15 protein-coding genes are annotated in these 19,600 nt (G+C 43.0%); 5 read left to right on the plus strand and 10 right to left on the minus strand.

Annotated features, from left to right (window positions below):
- Positions 1 to 15 precede the first annotated feature (15 nt).
- The 4 genes from MTF70_RS17535 to MTF70_RS17550 all read left to right on the plus strand — a co-directional run bounded on the left by MTF70_RS17535 (position 16) and on the right by MTF70_RS17550 (position 5,096).
- Positions 16 to 507 (plus strand): type II secretion system protein, encoded by a 492-nt coding sequence (locus MTF70_RS17535; RefSeq protein ID WP_005377704.1) that lies wholly within the window; start codon positions 16 to 18, stop codon positions 505 to 507.
- A gap of 271 nt (positions 508 to 778) precedes the next feature.
- Entirely contained in the window at positions 779 to 2,518 is a 1,740-nt protein-coding gene (locus tag MTF70_RS17540; RefSeq protein ID WP_205460940.1) for an ABC transporter transmembrane domain-containing protein, read from the plus strand.
- A gap of 3 nt (positions 2,519 to 2,521) precedes the next feature.
- Positions 2,522 to 4,297, plus strand: a complete 1,776-nt coding sequence (locus tag MTF70_RS17545) for an ABC transporter transmembrane domain-containing protein (RefSeq protein WP_025766695.1) — start codon at positions 2,522 to 2,524, stop codon at positions 4,295 to 4,297.
- A 250-nt stretch (positions 4,298 to 4,547) separates the two neighbouring features.
- Positions 4,548 to 5,096, plus strand: a complete 549-nt coding sequence (locus MTF70_RS17550; RefSeq protein WP_005377712.1) for a hypothetical protein — start codon at positions 4,548 to 4,550, stop codon at positions 5,094 to 5,096.
- A 42-nt stretch (positions 5,097 to 5,138) separates the two neighbouring features.
- Here MTF70_RS17550 and MTF70_RS17555 read toward each other — a convergent pair whose 3' ends face one another.
- The 8 genes from MTF70_RS17555 to MTF70_RS17590 form a co-directional block, all read right to left on the minus strand.
- On the minus strand, positions 5,139 to 7,361 hold the full coding sequence (locus MTF70_RS17555) for a TonB-dependent siderophore receptor (protein ID WP_205460939.1): 2,223 nt from the start codon (positions 7,359 to 7,361) through the stop codon (positions 5,139 to 5,141).
- A gap of 199 nt (positions 7,362 to 7,560) precedes the next feature.
- Positions 7,561 to 9,537, minus strand: a complete 1,977-nt coding sequence (fhuB, locus tag MTF70_RS17560) for a Fe(3+)-hydroxamate ABC transporter permease FhuB (RefSeq protein ID WP_042522891.1) — start codon at positions 9,535 to 9,537, stop codon at positions 7,561 to 7,563.
- Positions 9,534 to 10,418 carry an ABC transporter substrate-binding protein gene (locus tag MTF70_RS17565; RefSeq protein ID WP_042522889.1) on the minus strand — a complete coding sequence of 295 codons (885 nt, stop codon included), beginning with the start codon at positions 10,416 to 10,418 and terminating at the stop codon, positions 9,534 to 9,536. Before MTF70_RS17565 ends, fhuB begins: the two co-directional genes overlap by 4 nt.
- 11 nt (positions 10,419 to 10,429) lie before the next feature.
- Positions 10,430 to 11,194: an ABC transporter ATP-binding protein gene (locus MTF70_RS17570; RefSeq protein WP_005377721.1), complete on the minus strand. Its 765-nt coding sequence runs from the start codon at positions 11,192 to 11,194 to the stop codon at positions 10,430 to 10,432.
- 324 nt (positions 11,195 to 11,518) lie between these two features.
- The gene (locus tag MTF70_RS17575; protein ID WP_005377723.1) at positions 11,519 to 11,737 is read right to left on the minus strand and encodes a hypothetical protein; all 219 of its coding nucleotides are present in this window, start codon (positions 11,735 to 11,737) and stop codon (positions 11,519 to 11,521) included.
- An 87-nt stretch (positions 11,738 to 11,824) separates the two neighbouring features.
- Positions 11,825 to 12,949, minus strand: a complete 1,125-nt coding sequence (locus tag MTF70_RS17580; RefSeq protein ID WP_042522887.1) for an HD domain-containing phosphohydrolase — start codon at positions 12,947 to 12,949, stop codon at positions 11,825 to 11,827.
- Positions 12,950 to 13,223: 274 nt separating this feature from the next.
- Positions 13,224 to 14,429 (minus strand): aromatic amino acid transport family protein, encoded by a 1,206-nt coding sequence (locus MTF70_RS17585; RefSeq protein ID WP_042522884.1) that lies wholly within the window; start codon positions 14,427 to 14,429, stop codon positions 13,224 to 13,226.
- A 161-nt stretch (positions 14,430 to 14,590) separates the two neighbouring features.
- Entirely contained in the window at positions 14,591 to 15,784 is a 1,194-nt protein-coding gene (locus MTF70_RS17590) for an iron-containing alcohol dehydrogenase (RefSeq protein ID WP_042522883.1), read from the minus strand.
- 629 nt (positions 15,785 to 16,413) lie between these two features.
- On the opposite strand from MTF70_RS17590, the gene MTF70_RS17595 reads away from it, so the two are divergent.
- A complete protein-coding gene (locus MTF70_RS17595) occupies positions 16,414 to 17,679 on the plus strand; it encodes an HD domain-containing phosphohydrolase (protein WP_025766702.1) in 1,266 nt (421 codons plus the stop codon).
- 54 nt (positions 17,680 to 17,733) lie between these two features.
- Here the strand turns inward: MTF70_RS17595 and MTF70_RS17600 are convergent, their stop codons facing one another.
- Together MTF70_RS17600 and MTF70_RS17605 are read right to left on the minus strand one after the other, a co-directional pair.
- Positions 17,734 to 18,336 carry a 2OG-Fe(II) oxygenase gene (locus MTF70_RS17600; protein ID WP_005377733.1) on the minus strand — a complete coding sequence of 201 codons (603 nt, stop codon included), beginning with the start codon at positions 18,334 to 18,336 and terminating at the stop codon, positions 17,734 to 17,736.
- Between the two features lie 160 nt (positions 18,337 to 18,496).
- Positions 18,497 to 19,267 carry a TerC family protein gene (locus tag MTF70_RS17605; RefSeq protein WP_042522881.1) on the minus strand — a complete coding sequence of 257 codons (771 nt, stop codon included), beginning with the start codon at positions 19,265 to 19,267 and terminating at the stop codon, positions 18,497 to 18,499.
- Positions 19,268 to 19,600 lie beyond the last annotated feature (333 nt).

The raw sequence follows: 19,600 nt of genomic DNA on the forward strand, positions 1-19,600 counted from the left end.
ACATGGAGAAAGGCTGTGCGTCGCTCTCAAGGATTTACTCTTATTGAACTCATTGTGTGCATCATCATTCTTGGTATTGTAAGCGTCGTTGCATTTCCTAAATTTCTTGGCTTACAAAAAGATGCCAGAGTTGCGGTTCTATATGGAGCCAGAGAAGCACTCATGACCGCCAATAACTTTGTCTACACCAAAGCAGTGATTCAATCTCAAGAGACAGTAGATGGCGGCATACAATATAACATTGATCTAGATAATGACGGCCATAACGACCTAATTGGTTACTTTGGATTTATCAAAAATGTTATTCCAGCAAAAGAGCTAGCAGGCTTTGATCCGCAACTCACTATCAACACTTGGTATGGGGTAGACAGCCCAGACGAACCCTACTTCCTTATTGGTTTTGCAAACAAGCCTGTTGGTCCAGAACATATGTGTTATGTCGAAGTTTACTACCCAGAAACTCCTGGTGGCCAAGTGAAATACAAAATACAAACTGACGATTGCTAATTCCCATAGAGAGTGGCAGTAACACTTTTACTTTTGGTGTCTTCATCGTTATTGCAAGGTCATGGCTCCAAAACCACCATTAACAACTATTTCACATAATGTCGTCGCACAGTTAGCTCATAGAGATAAAACCAGTAATTTGCGCCGACACATGGTTATAATTGAAACAATCTATCGTTTTTAAACCCGCTTATAACTTGTGCTTGTAAACTCATCATTTCGCTCAATAATAGTTCTATAACAAATTCAATAATTTAAAGCGGGAGGCGTAATGAGAATATTCTGGCAGCTACGTTGGTATTTCCAACAAAAGTGGAGGCACTATGTCGGATCCATTCTGCTTTTCGCTGTGATATCAGCACTACAGCTTGTTCCGCCCAAAGCAGTTGGCATCATAGTTGATGGCGTCGTAGACAACACTTTAGATACAAATACGCTGATTCTATGGCTCTCAGGGTTAACTGTACTGATCTTTACTATTTATGGGTGTCGCATCTTATGGCGAATTTGGCTTTTCGGCGCAAGCTGGGAGCTCGGGACCATTCTACGTAACCGTCTATATAGGCATTTATCGACACAGCCACCTCGTTTTTTTGAACGTTACAAGACGGGGGATCTGATGGCTCGTGGCACTAATGATGTGCGTAATATCGTTATGACTGCCGGCGAAGGGGTTTTAACCGCCGCAGACTCTTTGATCACTGGTATTGCGGTTTTAATCATTATGGTAACGCAAGTAAGCTGGAAGCTCACCGTAATGGCGCTTCTTCCAATGCCATTTCTTGGCATCATCATCTTCTTTATTGTGCGTATCCTACATCAACGCTTTCGTGTCGCTCAGGAAGCCTTTTCTACCATGTCAGACATGACACAAGAGTCACTTAATGGCGTGCGAATGCTGCGTGCTTTCGGATTAGAAAACCAAGAGCAGCAACGTTTTGAAGAGGTTGTGGATGATACTGGCGAAAAGAACATCGCTGTCGCAAGAGTCGATGCTAGATTTGACCCGGCAATTCAGTTAACCATCGGTCTTTCTTTCCTTCTTAGTGTCGCTGCTGGTGCTTACCTTGTTGATAAAGGTGAGATCACGCTTGGTGATCTGACCGCATTTACGATGTATTTAGGGTTGATGATATGGCCGATGCTGGCATTCGCATTCCTATTTAACATTTTAGAAAGAGGCTCTGCTGCATGGAACCGATTACAAGAGATCTTTGATGAAAAGCCAGAAATTATCAGTGGCAATAAGCCAATAGAAAATAAACCACTTCCGTTAAAAATTGATATCGACGATTTCCATTGGTCTAGTGATTTACCGCCCGCTTTGACGGAAGTAAACATCGAACTGGAACCCGGAAAAATGTTGGGAGTTGCAGGGCCGGTAGGAAGCGGAAAATCGACCCTGTTAACACTACTTTTGCGTCAACATGATTTAGAAAACGGCTCAATTAAATTCGGGGATGTCGAGATCAAGGATGCCCTACTACCGCAGTGGCGCAACCGTTTTGCTGTCGTTAACCAAAGTCCGTTTCTATTCTCCAAATCTATCTTCGAAAATATTGCCTTAGGCAACCCTAATGCAGAGAAAGAAGAAGTCTATAGAGCAGCAAAGTTAGCCTGTATACATGACGATATTGAAAAGTTTCCTGAAGGCTACCAAACAGAAGTTGGTGAAAAAGGCATTACACTCTCCGGCGGGCAAAAACAACGTATTGCGATAGCACGCGCTATGCTGCTGAATGCCCAAGTGTTGGTTTTGGACGATGCACTTTCCGCTGTTGATGGACGGACCGAACATCAAATCCTTAAGAATTTGGAAACACACTACCGTGATCAAGCCCTAATCGTTATTGCGCACCGCCTCACCGCTTTGGAAGCAGCAGACGAGATCATTGTATTGAATCACGGACACATTACTGAACGTGGGCAACATAGCGCTTTATTAGCGCATCAAGGCTGGTACGCCGAGATGTTCGAGTATCAGAAACTAGAGCAGGCGATGGAGGAATAATGAATGAACCAGACCAGCACGTTTAAACGGTTAATGTCTTACCCATTATCTCAACCAAAGCCAATGATTAAAGGACTCGCCTTGCTGTTTATTGCTGCGTTAGCCAGCGCCGGCGGCCCTTGGTTGATTCAATATTTCATTGATGAGCACATCGCTAAAGGTGACTATTCACAAAATGTTCTGATTTCGCTAGCAGTAGGTTATATCGCTCTTCAGATCGTATCGGCAACATTCCAGTATTTTCAGTCATTGCAATTTAGCATTGTCGCGGCTAACACGATCAAAGCGATTCGTAAGCAAGTATTTTCTGGCGTGATTAAGCAGCCGTTATCTGCGTTTGATTACACTCCTGCTGGAAAATTGGTGTCGCGAATCACCAACGATACGGAATCTTTACAGCAATTTTATGAGCTTTTGATCGCGACCGTGGTGAAAAACGTGGTCATGATTGTCGTAATGCTTGGAGTTATGTTTTTCATGAGTTGGAAGCTCACACTCGTTGTGCTTGTATTGCTGCCGATCGTCATCGGCTTTATGTACTTGTTTAAGCAGCTAAGTACAGAAAGCTACCGAAAGATGCGTGACCTATTGACCGATATAAATGCGAATCTGAGTGAATCCATTCAAGGGATGAGTGTCATCCAATTAATGCAACAAGAAGAGCGTTTTAATAAACAGTTCAACGAGCTAACCGCAGAGCATCTGGTGGCATCTAAACGAGTGATTCGGCTAAACGGCTATCTGCTAAGACCATTAATGGACTTGCTCGCTGGTCTTGCGTTGCTTTGCTTGGTTGCGATCTTTGGTTTTAATGGTATTGAGTTGATTGGTGTGGGGGTACTGTATGCATTTATCAGTTATCTTGCGCGAGTTACTGAACCACTAATTGAGATGACTCAGCAACTTGCTCTACTTCAGCAGGCGTTAGTATCAAGCGAACGTGTTTTTGAATTGATTGATGCGAAAGAACAAACTTACGGGGACGATCATCAACCATTAAGGTCAGGTGCTATCGAACTTAAAGACCTCACATTTAGCTACGATGGTAAACAGGACGTATTAAAAGACATTTCGTTGAAGGCCAACCACCAAGACTTTATCGCGCTTGTCGGGCATACAGGAAGCGGTAAAAGCACATTAGCGTCACTGTTAATGGGCTTTTATCCAACGCAATGTGGTGAACTGCTCATAGATGGTCGTCCACTTAAAACATTAGGGAAAGACGTACTTCGCAAAGATGTGGCAATGGTCCAACAAGATCCACATATTCTCCCTGCTTCAGTCAGAGAAAACATCTCTCTCAGTCGGGCGGTTGATGACAATCAAATATGGGATGCGTTAGACAAGATAGGTTTGGCAGAACAAATTCATCGTTACCCTAACGGACTAGACACGCAGTTAGGTCAAGGCGAAACTAATTTATCTGCGGGTCAGAAACAGCTTTTGGCGTTAGCACGTGTGCTTGTGGTAAAACCTAAGATATTGATATTAGATGAAGCAACCGCAAATATTGACTCAGGAACAGAGGCTTTAATCCAAAAGAGCTTGGCGGTACTCAGACAAGACATGACGCTCGTTGTTATTGCTCATCGGCTGTCAACTATCCTAGATGCAGACCAAATCATTGTTCTTCATCATGGGGAGTTAGTCGAGAAAGGTACACACAAAGCACTCTTAACGCAAAATGGTCGTTATGCTCAAATGTATCAGTTACAGCAAGCAAACCGACACCTACAACAGATTGAAGAAGACACCAAGCAACTCGAAGAAGCGGTGTGATTTTATGCCCGTGCCTTCTTTTATTTAGTCGGCATGGGCATAATTGGTGTAACTTCAAAATTTAGCCTTGTAAGCTTCCAATTTCTTCATAATGTGAACTAATTTTCTATTTCTTACCTATTATTGACATAACCCCTCGCTATATCACGCAAGGTCGTTGTAAAATCGTACGGTACTTAAGTCTACTGCCTGTGGCATTGGGCTGAATTCCGCTTTCTAATTATGCACATTAATCTCATGACACAAGTCCATGGACAAAGATAAGTTTACTAACATCTATCGCTTGCCTGGTTCGATTCAAATTCGTATCGGTAAATGGCAAAAGACGTTCCGCGGCACCTCTGATTTAGTTTTACATCAGGCGCTAATGGAGCGTAATAAGCAATTTAAGAAGCCAGACTTTTTACCTAAAGGCTGGTGTGTCACTCCTATTGATGAAAACGACATTACCATTACGCATCACGGTAAATATATCCAAACCGTTATGCGCACAATGCTGGACAGAAAGGTCTCATACAAGCGACTGTTCCTATCTCGAATGAGTCTCGAAGATGGTGAAAAAGTGCTCCACAATTACAAGCTGGAGTGGGTAAGAAAACATAACCAGATCGCCAAAAAGTACAATCAAATTAAAAAGAAACAATATATGAACTTTGCAAGAGAAGAAGAGGAAACCCTCTACCCTTCGATTCCAAAGGGTGAGTTTGACAAAACATTATGGAACAAACTTGTCGTATCATCGTTTGGTCCGCAGAAAAAGTACAAAAACCCGCACTTTGTCCGTAAAGCCGATTTCTAAATAAACACCCCTAAAGTTAGGGGTGTTTATTTATACGTTAACTCACCAGTCGTAAGTTAAACTTGCAATAACATTTTGTCGGTCGCCATACCAACAAAAGCCATCACATGTCGCTATGTACTTTTTATCCGCGATGTTTTTAGCTGCGACTTGTAACTTGTAATCGCCGATTCGATAACTGACCGTCGCATCCATTAAGAAATAACTTGGTACTTTTAGTCTCTCTTCATTGTCTCCGTATGACTCACCTGTATAGCGCGCGCCTAAGCCAACAGCAAAGCCATCAAGAGGTCCATCAAAGAAACGATAATGTGCCCAAGCTGATGATACGGTATTCGCCACTTGGGAAGGTGTTTTGCCAACCCATTCCTTATTGATGTCTTCTTTTATCTCTGCATCAACGTACGCAATGTTCCCGATCAATGTTAAGGATGGTGTCACATTAGCTACAGCTTCAAACTCAACGCCGTTATTTTCTATTTTTCCTATTTGCGTTAATTCACTCAAGTAGATACGAGCCAAGTTTTCTTTTGTTGCCCGATACGTTGCAATATTGAAATAACCATCAAATGAATCCGGTTGGTATTTCATACCGATTTCAAATTGATCACCGCTTTCAGGCTTCGCTGGCTTACCATTGCTGTCTTCTTGAATAATTGGATCAAAGTACTGAGAGTAACTAAAGTATGGCGTGAAGCCAGAATCAGAAATATAAGCCGTTCCCACGCTAAACGTCCACTCTCCATTATCGACTTTCGTGCGAGCACCCGTGGTAACATTATGTACTTCATTACTTGTATCGTCGTAACGTGCCCCCAATAACATCGCCCATTTATCGTTGATCAGCATATGATCTTGAAAGTAGACGCCGAGCTGCTGATTATCGATTTTCGTTCTTTGCTTATCGGTTTCGCTCAATGGTTGTAGCGTATTCGGATCGAGTAACATTATGTTATCCGAATAAGTAGGATTAAATACATTAAACCTAGGATCGGGCAAAGCTCCCATTGGTGTGTTTAATAATGCATTACCATTAGCAACGATAGGGTCATTGGCAAAATCTTTACCATCGATACTGATCATTTGAAAATCTATGCCCAACATCAAGTTATGCTCAACACTTCCCCAATTTACTTGGTGCATCAAACGATTATCGATATTAAAAGCATCAGATGACCCATCTTCTGTTGAAGCACCCCGAAGTATGGTTTTGCGTTCATTTGATGGGTCCAAAGCCGGCCCCAACGCAGGCACGTCAGCCGAGTAAACGTACGAATACATTTGTCTTAGCTTAACATCCATTTCGCTGTAACGAGCTGCTTGAACAAATGAAGTGGTATCATTAAATGCATGAGAAAACTCATAGCCTAAAGACACCTGCTCACGCTCAAACGTCTCCCAGTTAGGATTGCCTATCGCTAAACTATCACTGATCTTTCCATTTTTGTTTGGCGTTAACGTTCCTTCAACTGGCAAAAATTGCAGATAAGGATCTGAGTCGTCTTTTTGATAGCTCGTTAGAAAGGTAATTTCAGACGTCTCATTAAATTTGTACGTCATCGATGGAGAGAGAAGAATGCGCTCTGCTTCTACCCCACTAATTCTCGTCCCATTTTTTCTCGCTAACCCTTGAAAGCGGAAAGCTAACTGCTCACTCACCTCAGAGTTTACGTCAAGAGAAAGTTGTTTACGGTCTTCAGAACCGTACTCCAAAGATACAAGTCCTGACCCCCCATCAAATTGAGGTCGCTTACTGACAACATTGATAACCCCACCTGGAGGGTTTTGCCCATAAAGAACAGACGCTGCACCACGTAAAACTTCAACCCTCTCTAACGCAAACGGATCTATTTGCCAACTATAGAAGCCAGAAGAATATAAACGGGTACCATCTTGATACAACCCGCTGTTCGCTTGTTTAAAACCACGAATAATAAACCAATCTTGCTTGTTATCTTCGCCGAAATAATTAGTTTGAATGCTTGGTGTGTACTGTAGTGCGTCAGAAATGCTAATAGAGGCACGATCATCCATTTGCTCTCGCGTAACAACAGACACCGCTCTTGGAGTCTCATTGATAGCAATATCAGTTTTCGTCGCTGCCCGACTCTTCGCTCCGAGATAACTAAAATCTGGACCAACTGCACTGTCTTGCTGCTGTCCAATCACAACTATATTTTCATCTTCCTGAGCCAAGACATTTGGCGTTGATACAGCTAATACAACCGCCATCGACGTTGGTGTCAGCATAAACTGCCGAGTCATATTCTCTCCTTTTTGTCGGCAGCCAAACCAACCCTTCATGACTTCAGCGACCGCTGAAAGAAAAGCGAGTTACGGCATCGCCAGTTGTTTCCGTAAAAGACAAACCAGAGGTTTTGCATAAAGCACTCGCATAGGTTACGAATGCCACTACGAGTGCTTATTTGTATAAGTACTTTCTTGGTTGAGGCTTAGCTCATCTCTATAAGCGGCGTAAACCCCACATTAAATACAAACCGCCAATGAGAGACGCCATAAGCCCTGTTGGTATTTCTTGCGGGTAAAGGACCTGTCGTCCCAACCAATCAGCCAACAACATCACCCCTGCCCCCAGTATCGCGGCGCATAACATGTGTTGTGACGCTTTGTTAAAACCAAATAAGCGAGCTAAATGCGGAGCCAACAACCCAACAAAGCTAATCGGACCAACAACCAATGTCGCACTGACCGTGAGACAAGCAACTAAAAGAAGCAGTGTTGCGCGTGAACGATCAACTCGAATTCCAAGCGCTTTAGAGGAAGCGGCACCGACAGGAAGAATATCTAGCCATCTTACGCAGAGAAAACTCAACCCTATAAAGACAAGCGCAGATAAAGACAACGGGAGTAACGTTTCAACCGAGACATAGTAGGTAGACCCTGACAACCAAGCCAATGCTTGATAACTTCTTGGGTCACCAGTGGCTAGAATAAAGCTCTGTATTGCATTCATCAGTGCGGTAATCGCAATACCAGTCAACAAAATACGCTCCGGCTGAAAGCCTGACTTACGGTTTAGCAGCACAATGACTGATACCGTCGCTAATGCGCCTACGAGCCCGCCTAGAGAAAGAGTGAAAATTGACGAACCAAACCCAGTAAACATCGCGATGATCAATCCCATCGCTGTCCCTGAACTGATACCGATCACTTCAGGACTTGCCATTGGGTTTCCACTTAGGCGTTGAATCATGGTTCCAGCAATCGCCAACATTGCCCCCGCAATTGCTGCTGCAAATAACCTAGGTGCGCGCCATTCCAAAAAAATCCAATTTTGGCTAGCAAATAAGTTTGTCCACCCTTCATTTTGCACAGCAACCGTGGCAAAAAGAACAACAGAAATTAACGTGCCGATCAACGCCAATGAGATCGCTTTAGGGTTTAGCTTGTAAACATGTTGACGGTGTCGAGTTAACACTGTTTGAGTATGGCCCTGCGTCTTTTGTGATAAACGAGGTAACAGCCATAACAGTAGCGGAGCGCCCAGTGCAGCGGTTGCTGCTCCCGTTGGTATAAAACTCGCCATTAGCCCTGGCAGTTGCTGAATAACCAAATCGGTTAAAGTCAATAACATGGCACCAATCAGCATTGATACCCAAAGCTTATGCTGGATTTTATTGATACCTATCAATCGAGTAATCGCTGGCGCCGCTAACCCGATGAAACCGATGATTCCTACGGCAGAAACCACCCAAGAAGTGATTAACACCGCAAGCCCAAGACAGACAAAACGCAACTTAGCTAGCGAGACACCTAAACTCTTGGCACCTTGCTCGGAGAGTTCCAACAGACTTAACGGCTTTGCAATCACAAATGCAACGACCGTAGCAAGTGCGATTCGAGGGGCAAGATACGAGAAATCTCCCCATCCACTCTGAACAAGCGAACCGGCTCCCCATATCATTAACCCATTCAGCTTTTCGGTATTCATCATCAGAATAACCGTACTTAATGATGCAAAGTACAGGTTTATCACTAACCCAGAAACGACGACAACCGTTGGAGATAACGCTCGTCGCCATGACAACAGCATCACCAGCCCCATCGATATCACACCGCCGATGAGAGCAACCAAATTAGGCGCGATATCCAACATCCAAGGTGCGAATAGCGTAGCTAACATCAAAGCAAAACTTGAACCGCTCGCCACACCAAGTGTCGTGGGTGAAGCGAGAGGGTTACGCAGCACTTGCTGCATCAATACCCCAGCAACCGCTAATCCAGCACCAGATATAATCGTGGTGAAGACTCGAGGCCACCAGCTAAAGTGAAGTAAAACAGAATCGATAGATTGAAAGTTAGGCTCCCATAAACTGATTAGAGCCAACGAAAATGAGCTTACTTGGTACAATTGGAAAGCACCAATAGAAAAGGTAAATGCCGAAAGTAACACCACAAAGCTTAAAGGCATCGTTTTCATTGTGTTAACTCCTCGACCTTACTCGCCGTAACTAACTCTGCGAAACGGAGAGCTGAAGGCATAGAACCAAAACTCCAAACGGGTGCGACTTGCATGACCTTTTCACCAGATTGTTGAACAACATATTGCCAAAATGGGTCTTGAGAGAGCTGCTCCGCTCCACCGTAAGGTAATGGCTCTACGATAACAATTTGAGCTTTTATGCCAGCTAACTTGTCGATGCCAACTAGGCTAAAGCCCCAGCTATTCGTCTTTTCATTCCATGCATTACTCAGCCCAATCTTTTCGATAGCCTGGGAGTAAAGACTATTTTGACCAAAAACACGTACGTGCTTTGTATCCATAAACTGAATCATTAGAAGTGGCGGCTGGCCTTTATTTATACGCTGTTTTAATAAAGACAAACGTTTTTCATATTGTTGGATAAGCGCCTCTGCTTCCGCCTCTCTTCCCAGCTCTTCACCAAACCTCCGAGTGAAACTGGTAAGTACCGACCAATCCGTAATCCCGCTTTCATATAAGTCAATGGTGGTAACCGGGGCGATATCAACTAAGCGATGCTTCATTGAGGAGAAGTACGGGGCAATAAAAATACGCTCAGGTCTGAGCTCGTAAATGCGCTCTATATTGGGTTGAGTTCTTAACCCTACATCCTTCGTTTGAGGTGGTAACGGTGGCGATTTTACCCAAGCATCGTAATCTTGCCCTTGAGCAACGCCTACAGGTACGCCCCCTAAAGCCAACATCGTTTCAGTTTGTGTCCAATCAACCGACATCACCCGAGGTGATGCGTCAGCTAGTGCTTGAAAAGAACTGACCAAAAGCGCACTAAGTGAGAGAGCGAAAGAGAAATGTTTAAGTCGAGTGTTTGTACTGCTCATTATTCCAACCTTTAGCTTGGCATCGCCACCGGATAACCCGCAGGGTGGTCAGAGATCATCATCTCTATCCCATATATGTCCCTCAACTTAGGTTCAGTAAACACCTGTTCAACATTGCCTTGTGCAATCAAATCACCTTGATGTAATGCAACGATGTAGTCGCAAAATCGTGCAGCCAAGTTGATGTCGTGTAATACGATAATAACGCCCAAGCCCAGTTCTTGACTGAGTTTAGAGATAAGCTTCAACATATCGACTTGATGGCTGATATCTAGCGCAGACAAAGGCTCATCAAGAAGCAAATACTCGGTTTTTTGGGCTAACAGCATAGCTAGCCACACACGTTGACGCTCTCCTCCAGATAACGTGTCCACTAAGCGATCTGCGTATTTTAGTGTGCCTGTCATCGCCATTGCTTCTTCAACAATGTCGTGATCTTTCTTACTCAAACGTCCAAGTAAACCATGCCATGGATAACGACCAAAACCGACTAAATCTCGACCTAAAATACTGTCGGTCACCGGAAGATGCTGAGGCAAGTAGGCAATGTGTTGGGCGAATTTTTTCGCTGAGAGATCGTTAATGCTCGTTCCATGCAGAACCACGTCACCAGCGGTGTATGGCTGTTGCTGTGCCAGCAACTTTAACAATGTGGATTTTCCTGAACCATTGTGTCCAACAAGAGCGTATGTTTTTCCGGGTTCAAATGTCACATCAAACGCTTTTAGCAATGACTTGCCTTCAATCTCAAACTGGAGTGCTTTAGCTTCCAACATCCCTACTTCACCTAATAGCCATTTACGAATAACAGTTATTCAGAGCTCTCATTCGTTGATCACGTTTGCCGTTCTTATTCAACAGAACGATTAATAAGGGAGGTTTTATATAACAACAAAGATACAAATGCAAACCGTTGTCATTATCATTACATCAACAAGATCATTGAGAGAATTGCTAAGTGTTAGTGATAATTTGCTCTGCTGAACTTCATTAGTAAATTATAGGCAGGTCAACGAGAGCAGCGGTCTCCCACTGCTCTCGCATAAATTTGAACGAATACTGCAGCGTATGAAGAAATGAAAAATGCCGCAGTGAATACATTAATGACGAGCGTCAGCGCCAAACTCTACTTCTTTATAGATATCGGCCAGCGACTTTTTACCTTGTTTGTCTTTGGCTGAACGCTTTTTCTTAGTTTGATAATGGTATTCTTGCTCCTGAAGTGCTTGTTCGTGCTCTTTTGCTGACTCAACAAACTCAGGATTTGCAAGTGCTTGTTGGCGTAAGCGGTTTACTCTTTCAAGGGTTTCCCACAACATACTTCACCTCCAAACTCATTACTGTATATAAAAACAGTATTGTTTAAATATTCCTCCTCGTCAACATTTCAACTTTGTTACTGCTCTTCACATTAACCCCAAGCCTGTATAGTGCTCGGGATATTTGTGGATGATTTGCTTTATATAACCTTGATGCTCTCGCAGAGCATCAACACATTCTCGAGATAACCATCCCTGATATACCCATTTTTCAAGTTCTAACAATGCGTATGGGATGGACCACGCTTGTCTGTACGGATGGTGCGTCGTCATAAAATCAAAGGCATTCGCGACAGCCGTAATTTGCGCGGCGATTGGTATATCATCATTGGTTAAACCATAAGGATAACCAGTGCCATTTAAGTTTTCGTACTGATAAGTAACCATCTGCAAAAACAAAGTCACACTCGGGTGAACCGGATTTCCGATACGGGCAACTATGTCATCCGCTGAATCGATACAACGCTCAATATGTTGAATCAATATCGCCTCTTGTTCTTGAGAGTAATTTGTTCGGCGGCTAGCAATTTCAACTGGCAGCTGACTATCACCGAGCGCATGGAACTGAGCAAAAATACCAATATCTTCGACCATTTCGTCATTCAGGTGATAACGATCCGCTAACTGCGTTGCGATAATTTGACTGTAGTACTTCATGCGTTTGGTATGCGCGTAATACTCAGGTGAATAGCCTGGCATCATACATTGCATTCGGTTCGCTAGCGTTTCTATCGCATTGACTACTTGAGTCTCTGATGCAACCGCAAATCGAATCATTTCGAAATAAGGTTTAAGACCATTCAGCGCTTCTAAACTAAACGCATCACGTTGAGTGGAGTTCAAAAATACAAAACCAGTAAAAGCTTTGTTGTCATAACAAGGAATAGCAGCCGACGACTGATATCCGTGTTTGAGTAAAATTTGAACCCGAGGACAGTGATTAATATCATGAAGGTCTTCGACGATACGAGGAACCGCGTTTTTAGAGGCAATATTGAGGTGGTGGAGTTTACGGAATGCTGATTCGTGATGGGCTAAACACCAAGTGTCAAACTCACTTTCTGCAAATGATTTGAGCACATCTTGGTCTGGGTGATATTTTGCAAATGACACCCTATCAATACATGGCAAGTGCGCCTGCATCCTGCCTTTTAGCGTTTGCAGTTGCTCGTTAAGCGGTTTTGCAAACGGGTAAAAACTCCGGTGCGCCATGCTTCACCTCCACACCAAAGCAGAGAAACAAGAAAAGCTCATTGTGTTGCAAATTCAATGGTATTTTGAGCGGTTTTCTCCACTTAAATTATCGATATACCACAACTTAAGTGTACGAAATAAAAGCACATTTCTACCAATTTTTTCACCGGATATCTTACGGTAATTTGATCCAGATTAAAAAAGCCAACGAGCAAAACTCGTTGGCCTAACAATACTGATTGATTACGATGGATTCAGTAACTAGAGGTTATTCAAAGAACGTTCTAAACAACTAGCCTAGAGCAGGAAGCACACCTAGCGTAATTAACACCTGAGCTAATACGATGCCAGTGCCAGCAATGCCCGTTATCACTAGCGCACCTTGACCACCAGCGACGCGGTACTCCCCAGTAAAATCATCCGATTTACGAACCTTGATCACCATAACCAAAGGCAAAAAGATGGCTAAAATCGCTAAGGCAATCGCTGCATAGCCCAAAGCCATAATAAAGCCTTGAGGATAGAAAAGTGCGAAGCCTAGCGGTGGAGTAAACGTCACTAGTGCCGCAATCAAACGATTAGGCTTATCGTTACTTCCTTTGATGGTATCACCCAAAAATTCGAATAGACCCAAACTCACGCCAAGGAACGATGTCAACAATGCCAAGTCAGCAAACACACCAACAATGCTGCCCAAATTTGATTGGTGTACTGTCTGGGATAGTTGACCAATCAGTGCGCTCAACCCTCCGTTCTCAACAAGCGTACTTTGGCTAACCACACCCAACGTCACGATTTGCCAAAAGATATAAATAACGAGTGGAATCGTCGAACCAATAATAACGGCTTTGCGTAAAGAAGAAGTGTCACCGTCTAAGTAATTCACAATTGCAGGTATACTTCCGTGGAAACCAAACGAAGTAAAGATCACCGGAATCGCCGCTACAACAAGGCCTTGTTCGATTGGCATACCTAACAAGTAAGATTCCGTAACGTTTGGAGCAAGAAAAGAAAGCACCGCAACCATCGCAATGAGCTTCATCGCGAACAGAACTCGGTTTACTTTATCGACCGTACCGGTACCCACTGTCACAACTAAAGTCACAATCAAGGTAAAGATTATCGTTGATGTAGGCCCTGAAATATCGAGGTCAAACCATTGTGCAAGGCGGTCTCCGAACTGAGCACCACCGCCAGCGATATACGCTGCACATAATGAGTAGAAAAGAAACAACATCGCAAAACTTGCCACCCACTTGCCTTTTTGACCTAGGATCTGTTTCGCCAAAGTATGAAGTGTAGCACTACTCTCCGCATGTTGATGAAGCTCAAGCATAAGCAAGGCAGTGAAAGCCATCAGAGCCCATAAGCCTAGCATGATGATAATAGAAGTTGAAAAACCAATGCCGGCAGAGGCAAGTGGAAGCGCTAGCATACCAGCGCCTATTGTAGTGCCCGCAATAATTAGCGTACTACCGAATACTTTAGAACGACTCATTGTATATTAATCTTTACACTTTATTAGAAATTATCAGTATTAGATCGGGCAACGGCGGACCGAAACCAACACCATATTTGTATTGCCGTCGATATTGTAGGATCTTTAGCAGAAGATCAAGCAAAGTGTAAGGATAAAAAACCACACGTGTAAACTATAATTTACACCTTACTGATATTTAACAATAACTGTGTGCATTCTTCCCTGTTCATGAACTTGGGAACAGGGTAATTCCAGTGCGCCTCTTTCAGAATTAAATCAACAAGCGCATCAGCATCTTCACGTTGAATGAGCGCACTGGTTTGCTCAATATCAATAGTTGAAAACAAGGACTCCAGATTCGCCAAAAAATGCTGAGCACTTGCGTTACCTAACTGCCCCTCGGCCGTCAACTCATCGAGCTTTCTTAGTTGAGGCTCAATCTCTGATAATGAAAAGCGCAGCACAGGCAACAAGGCTAATCCGTTTGCCATACCATGAGGTATTCCATATCTCGCACCGAATGTGTGAGCAAAGGCATGAACATAACCCAAACTCGCTTTGGTAAATGCTAAACCCGCGTAATAGGATGCCATAGCCATTTTATGACGAGCTTCGACATCATCCCCTTGCATCACAGCCCTAGGAAGATATTTAAAAATGAGTTTAATAGCGGCAACCGAATAAGCCATCGTTTCTTGAGTAGCGTTTTTCGATACATAGGCCTCAATAGCGTGGGTTAATGCATCAACGCCAGTATCAGCCGTGATCTTAGGAGGTAAACCAATCATTAAATTCGCATCTAAAGCTGCCATTAGTGGCACCAACTTTGGATCCATTAAAGGGGTTTTAATGTGTGAGGAGGGATCTGACACGACCGCAGCGATAGTAACTTCACTTCCGGTTCCAGCCGTTGTTGGAATAGCAAAAAGCGGTGCTGGCATTCGCCATACCTTCAATAGTCCAGCTAATTTTTTTATTGGCCGTTTATTGGTAACTTTCGCAGCAATAACTTTTGCACAATCCATTGCAGAGCCGCCACCCAAAGCTAATATGCCCTCACAATGAAAACGATGATAAGCCTCTAGACCGCTCTCAACCTGATCATAGGTAGGATCGGGCTTAACTTGCGAGAAAACATCTAACTGTAAATCGAGTTGTGCTGCTGCCTCAAGCACCTTATCTACAATACCGACTTGGACTAACCCTTCGTCGGTTACTAACAAAACGCGTTTAAATCCCAGCTCGGCCATCGATTCTAATAGCTCATTCATCGAACCAGGGCCGGAAAACAAGGTTGGTCTCGGCATAGGAAGGATAAGGGCTGCTATTTTTAACCCTGCGGTGTAACTCCGATATAAACGATGCTTCAACATACGAAATCCTTTTCATTTAGAGCTATCATTCTAGCTACTTTTACTACCTATGCTTACTTTGCAATCACACATTTTCAATAAACTTATCTCACTAAAAGGGCTAGCATCGCTGGGAAACCGTACCATTTTATTATCTTTCCTCAACGACATGAGCTACAGAGAAAATGTTTTCAACGACGCTCTATTGTCATGTAGTTAACAAGCTGCTTTCCCTATTACTCTGTTAGTTACAGAGCAAGCCTCGAAGAAGTCCTCTTATTTTTTGCCTTCAAAAGCAACAATATGAATTCTGTTAATCACACATCAATACCGTGTGTCTCTGGTTAAGCCCGAACACGATTTACAAAAATAAAAATAAGAATGCGTTACATCATGATTTATTGTCGTTTTCAAATAAGTCAACAAGAGCAACAATAATCTTTCAAAACTTATACTTAGTTCAAATATCTGACTCTTAACCATGAGCTTCAGGTGATATTATTATGCAACTAGGATTATTATCCCGCCCATAATCAAAACTATGTCTAAACGCCCACCTTTTTGGGGTCTATTCGCTGTCGTACCCAATTTTTCCTATCACCTTCTGATTTGGGTTTAGCGTGGGCTAATTAGCAATGTCGGTATAAACCATGAATCATTCTTGCCATTCCCATACGGACATGGGCTTTGAAGTCGATCTGAAACAAGCACTTATCTGGGTTGCTCGAGCACTCGACTATGTCGGTGTTGATGATACGCACCATAGCCATCGTGTCGCTTACATCGCTTACCAATGTGCTCGGGTCATGAACTGGGAACCAGAAAAAGCGGAGTTTTGCTACTTCGCAGGGATGATCCACGATTGTGGGGTCTCCGAAACACAAGAACATAAAATGTTACTTGAGGAGTTGGTGCCACAAGATGTAAAAACACATTGCTTAAGAGGATACCGAAGCCTCAAGCAGTGTCGTTTGTTACGTCAGTTTGCTACACCTGTTCTTTACCACCATACACATTGGAGTGAACTAAAATATCTTGATTTACCGCCTTTTGAAAAAGAGGTCGCTGCCCTACTCTATTTAGCCGATCGTCTCGATTTTATGCGTTCCAAATACGTCATGAACTGCCACTGTGACATTGTCACACTTCATGAAGAACTAATTGCAGAATGCATCATGGCAAACGCTGGAACTTTGTTTAATCCAGACATGGCTAAGGCAATGGTTAAGCTCGTTATGACCGACGCATTTTGGTTCGCGATGGAGTCTGAAAATATAGAAACCATCGGATTAAACTTTAAAAGCATTGATTGGCTTCAAAAACAGCTCACCATCCAAGATATGAATAGTTTGGGAATGTTTATCGCTCGAATTGTTGACGCAAAAAGCCCATTTACTTATCAACATTCGCAAAAAGTGGCGGAGTTATCTCGGTATCTAGCCATCAAGCTTGGGTTCTGTGAGCACGACCAAGAGATGTTATTTATTGCTGGGTTGGTGCATGATATCGGAAAGTTAAAAACACCAGATGAGATTCTTCATAAAGAAGGCTCTCTTAATAAACAAGAGTATACGCGTATTAAACGCCATACAATTGATACTCAGCTCGCATTACACAAAGTGTTTCCCAACGCTAAAATAGCGGAGTGGGCCTCTAATCATCACGAGCGTTTGGACGGTTCTGGCTATCCTTATCATAAAACAGGAGACGAACTCGATGTACCTTCGCGTATTGTCGCGGTTGCCGATGTTTTTCAAGCTCTGTCTCAGGACCGTCCCTACCGAGGACGAATGGCGCAAGCACAAATCGCCGCGATTATGGGCGAGCAAGTCGCTAAACAAGAACTTTGTTCTGACGTCTATGCAGTGCTAGAGCGAAACATGACCGAGTGTTACGAGCTATCAACTAATGTTTAATCGACAAAGGGCGTATCTACGCCCTTTGCTGATTTTGTGCAGGTTGCAAACCAATCATTTTGCAATATCAAGTACATTGTCTCGCACACCATTGATTCTGAACCAACCTGCAATACTGAAACGCTCAGCATTGGTCGGTAAAACCTCATGCGGGAATTGCTCAGATAAGAATAAAAGTAAGCGTCCCGATTGAGGAGGGATGGTTGCTATCTTATTATCATTTAGATCGTAAACCACCAATTCACCTGCATCCTTTTCCGTCCAAGATTCGTTCATGTAAAAAACGGTTGTCAATCGACGGTTTTCATTGCCCTTAAAACAATCTAGATGCTTTTGGTAGAAATCCCCTTCCTCGTACTTGGCAAAGTGAGCTTCATACTCAAAAAGCCCCAGAAACAAGTGACGGTTCACTTCTTGGCGTATTTCTTCCATCTTATCTAAGTAAGAAGTAACCGCGTGCCCCATATTGGGCGATAACCATTGAATTTTGTCACTTCGAATTGACTCAATACGAGTCACATCGTCATTACGACCAATACGCGCTTTTTTCCAGTTACTTGGAATGCAGTCTCGTAATTGAGCCACTTCTTGTTCAGAAAGAAAATCATCCCAGATGTAGTAGCCATGGGTTGCTAACGCATCGATCATTTTATCCATTATTGTCGTTCACTCATATTAGTTGGGCGGTCTATATAAAAAATCTTCAACCTCACAACAAATGCGATTTTTTGTCGAAACGACAACAAAATAAAAAGAGAGCAAAAATAGGTGATGACGAATATAAAAATGCCGCTCATATGAGCGGCAATATCTTTTATTATTGACGAGCTTCTAATCTCGTTGGATGAACTCGCAACGGACTAAGACGTTTAATAGTCGGGCGTTGTTTGTTTTTTAACTGGATATGACAAAGTTCCAGAATTAAGCCGAATGCCATCGCAAAGTACACATAACCTTTGTTGATATGAATTTCGAAGCCTTCTGCCATCAATAAACCACCTAACAAAACGAGGAATAACAAAGCAAGTGTCTTAAAACCAGGGTAACACGACACCAGGTTATTTATTTTTTCGGCTGTCATGACCATCACGATAGCTGACGAAACAATCGCTGCGACCATAAGTGGGACATCACTTGTCAAACCAACGGCGGTTATCACCGAGTCCATCGAGAATACAGCATCCACGGCAACAATCTGCAACAGAACTACCGCTAAACCAGTACGGGCGTGAGTTGAGTGAGCAGACTCGTTGTGATTTAACCAACTCCACAACTCTTTCAGGCTTTTAGCCAAGAGGAATGCACCACCCGCAATCATGATGATGTCTCTTCCGGTAAACGATTGTTTCGCCAAAGAAAATAGTGGTTGAGTCAGTTGCATGATCCAAGAGATTGAAAACACTAAACCAATACGAGCAATAACAGCAAGACCAATACCAAGGTTTCTTGCCAGCTTACGTTGGTGCAGCGGCAGTCTTTCACATAAGACAGAGATAAAAACGACGTTATCAACGCCTAAGACAACTTCAAGCGCAAACAAAGTGGCGAAAATAGCCCAAGCTTCTGGTTGCATAAAAAGTTCTAGCATGAGCATGTCTCCAATAATAAGAAGACATATGGTGAAGGGTTTTGTCGACTAAAGGGGTCGTCCATTAATTATTTATACCTTTGTTACTGAGGGATCATGAGTAAATCACCAAACAATCAACAAAACAATATCTATTTTAATTAACAAGGAACAAGTTTAATTCGTGTACAAATCAATCAACTCCTCCAAATTGATTAAAATTACATAGAAGCTTTAGAATTGAATAAATGAAAGCATTAAAGTCCAACAAAACTAAGATAAATTTCTAGACTTATAAGCACCATCAATCCTTATGCAACCCATCAAATGCATTGAGCTCAAAGAGAAACAGGC

It is taken from the genome of Vibrio sp. 2CM40D (genome assembly GCF_023161825.1).
GTDB lineage: Bacteria > Pseudomonadota > Gammaproteobacteria > Enterobacterales > Vibrionaceae > Vibrio > Vibrio alginolyticus.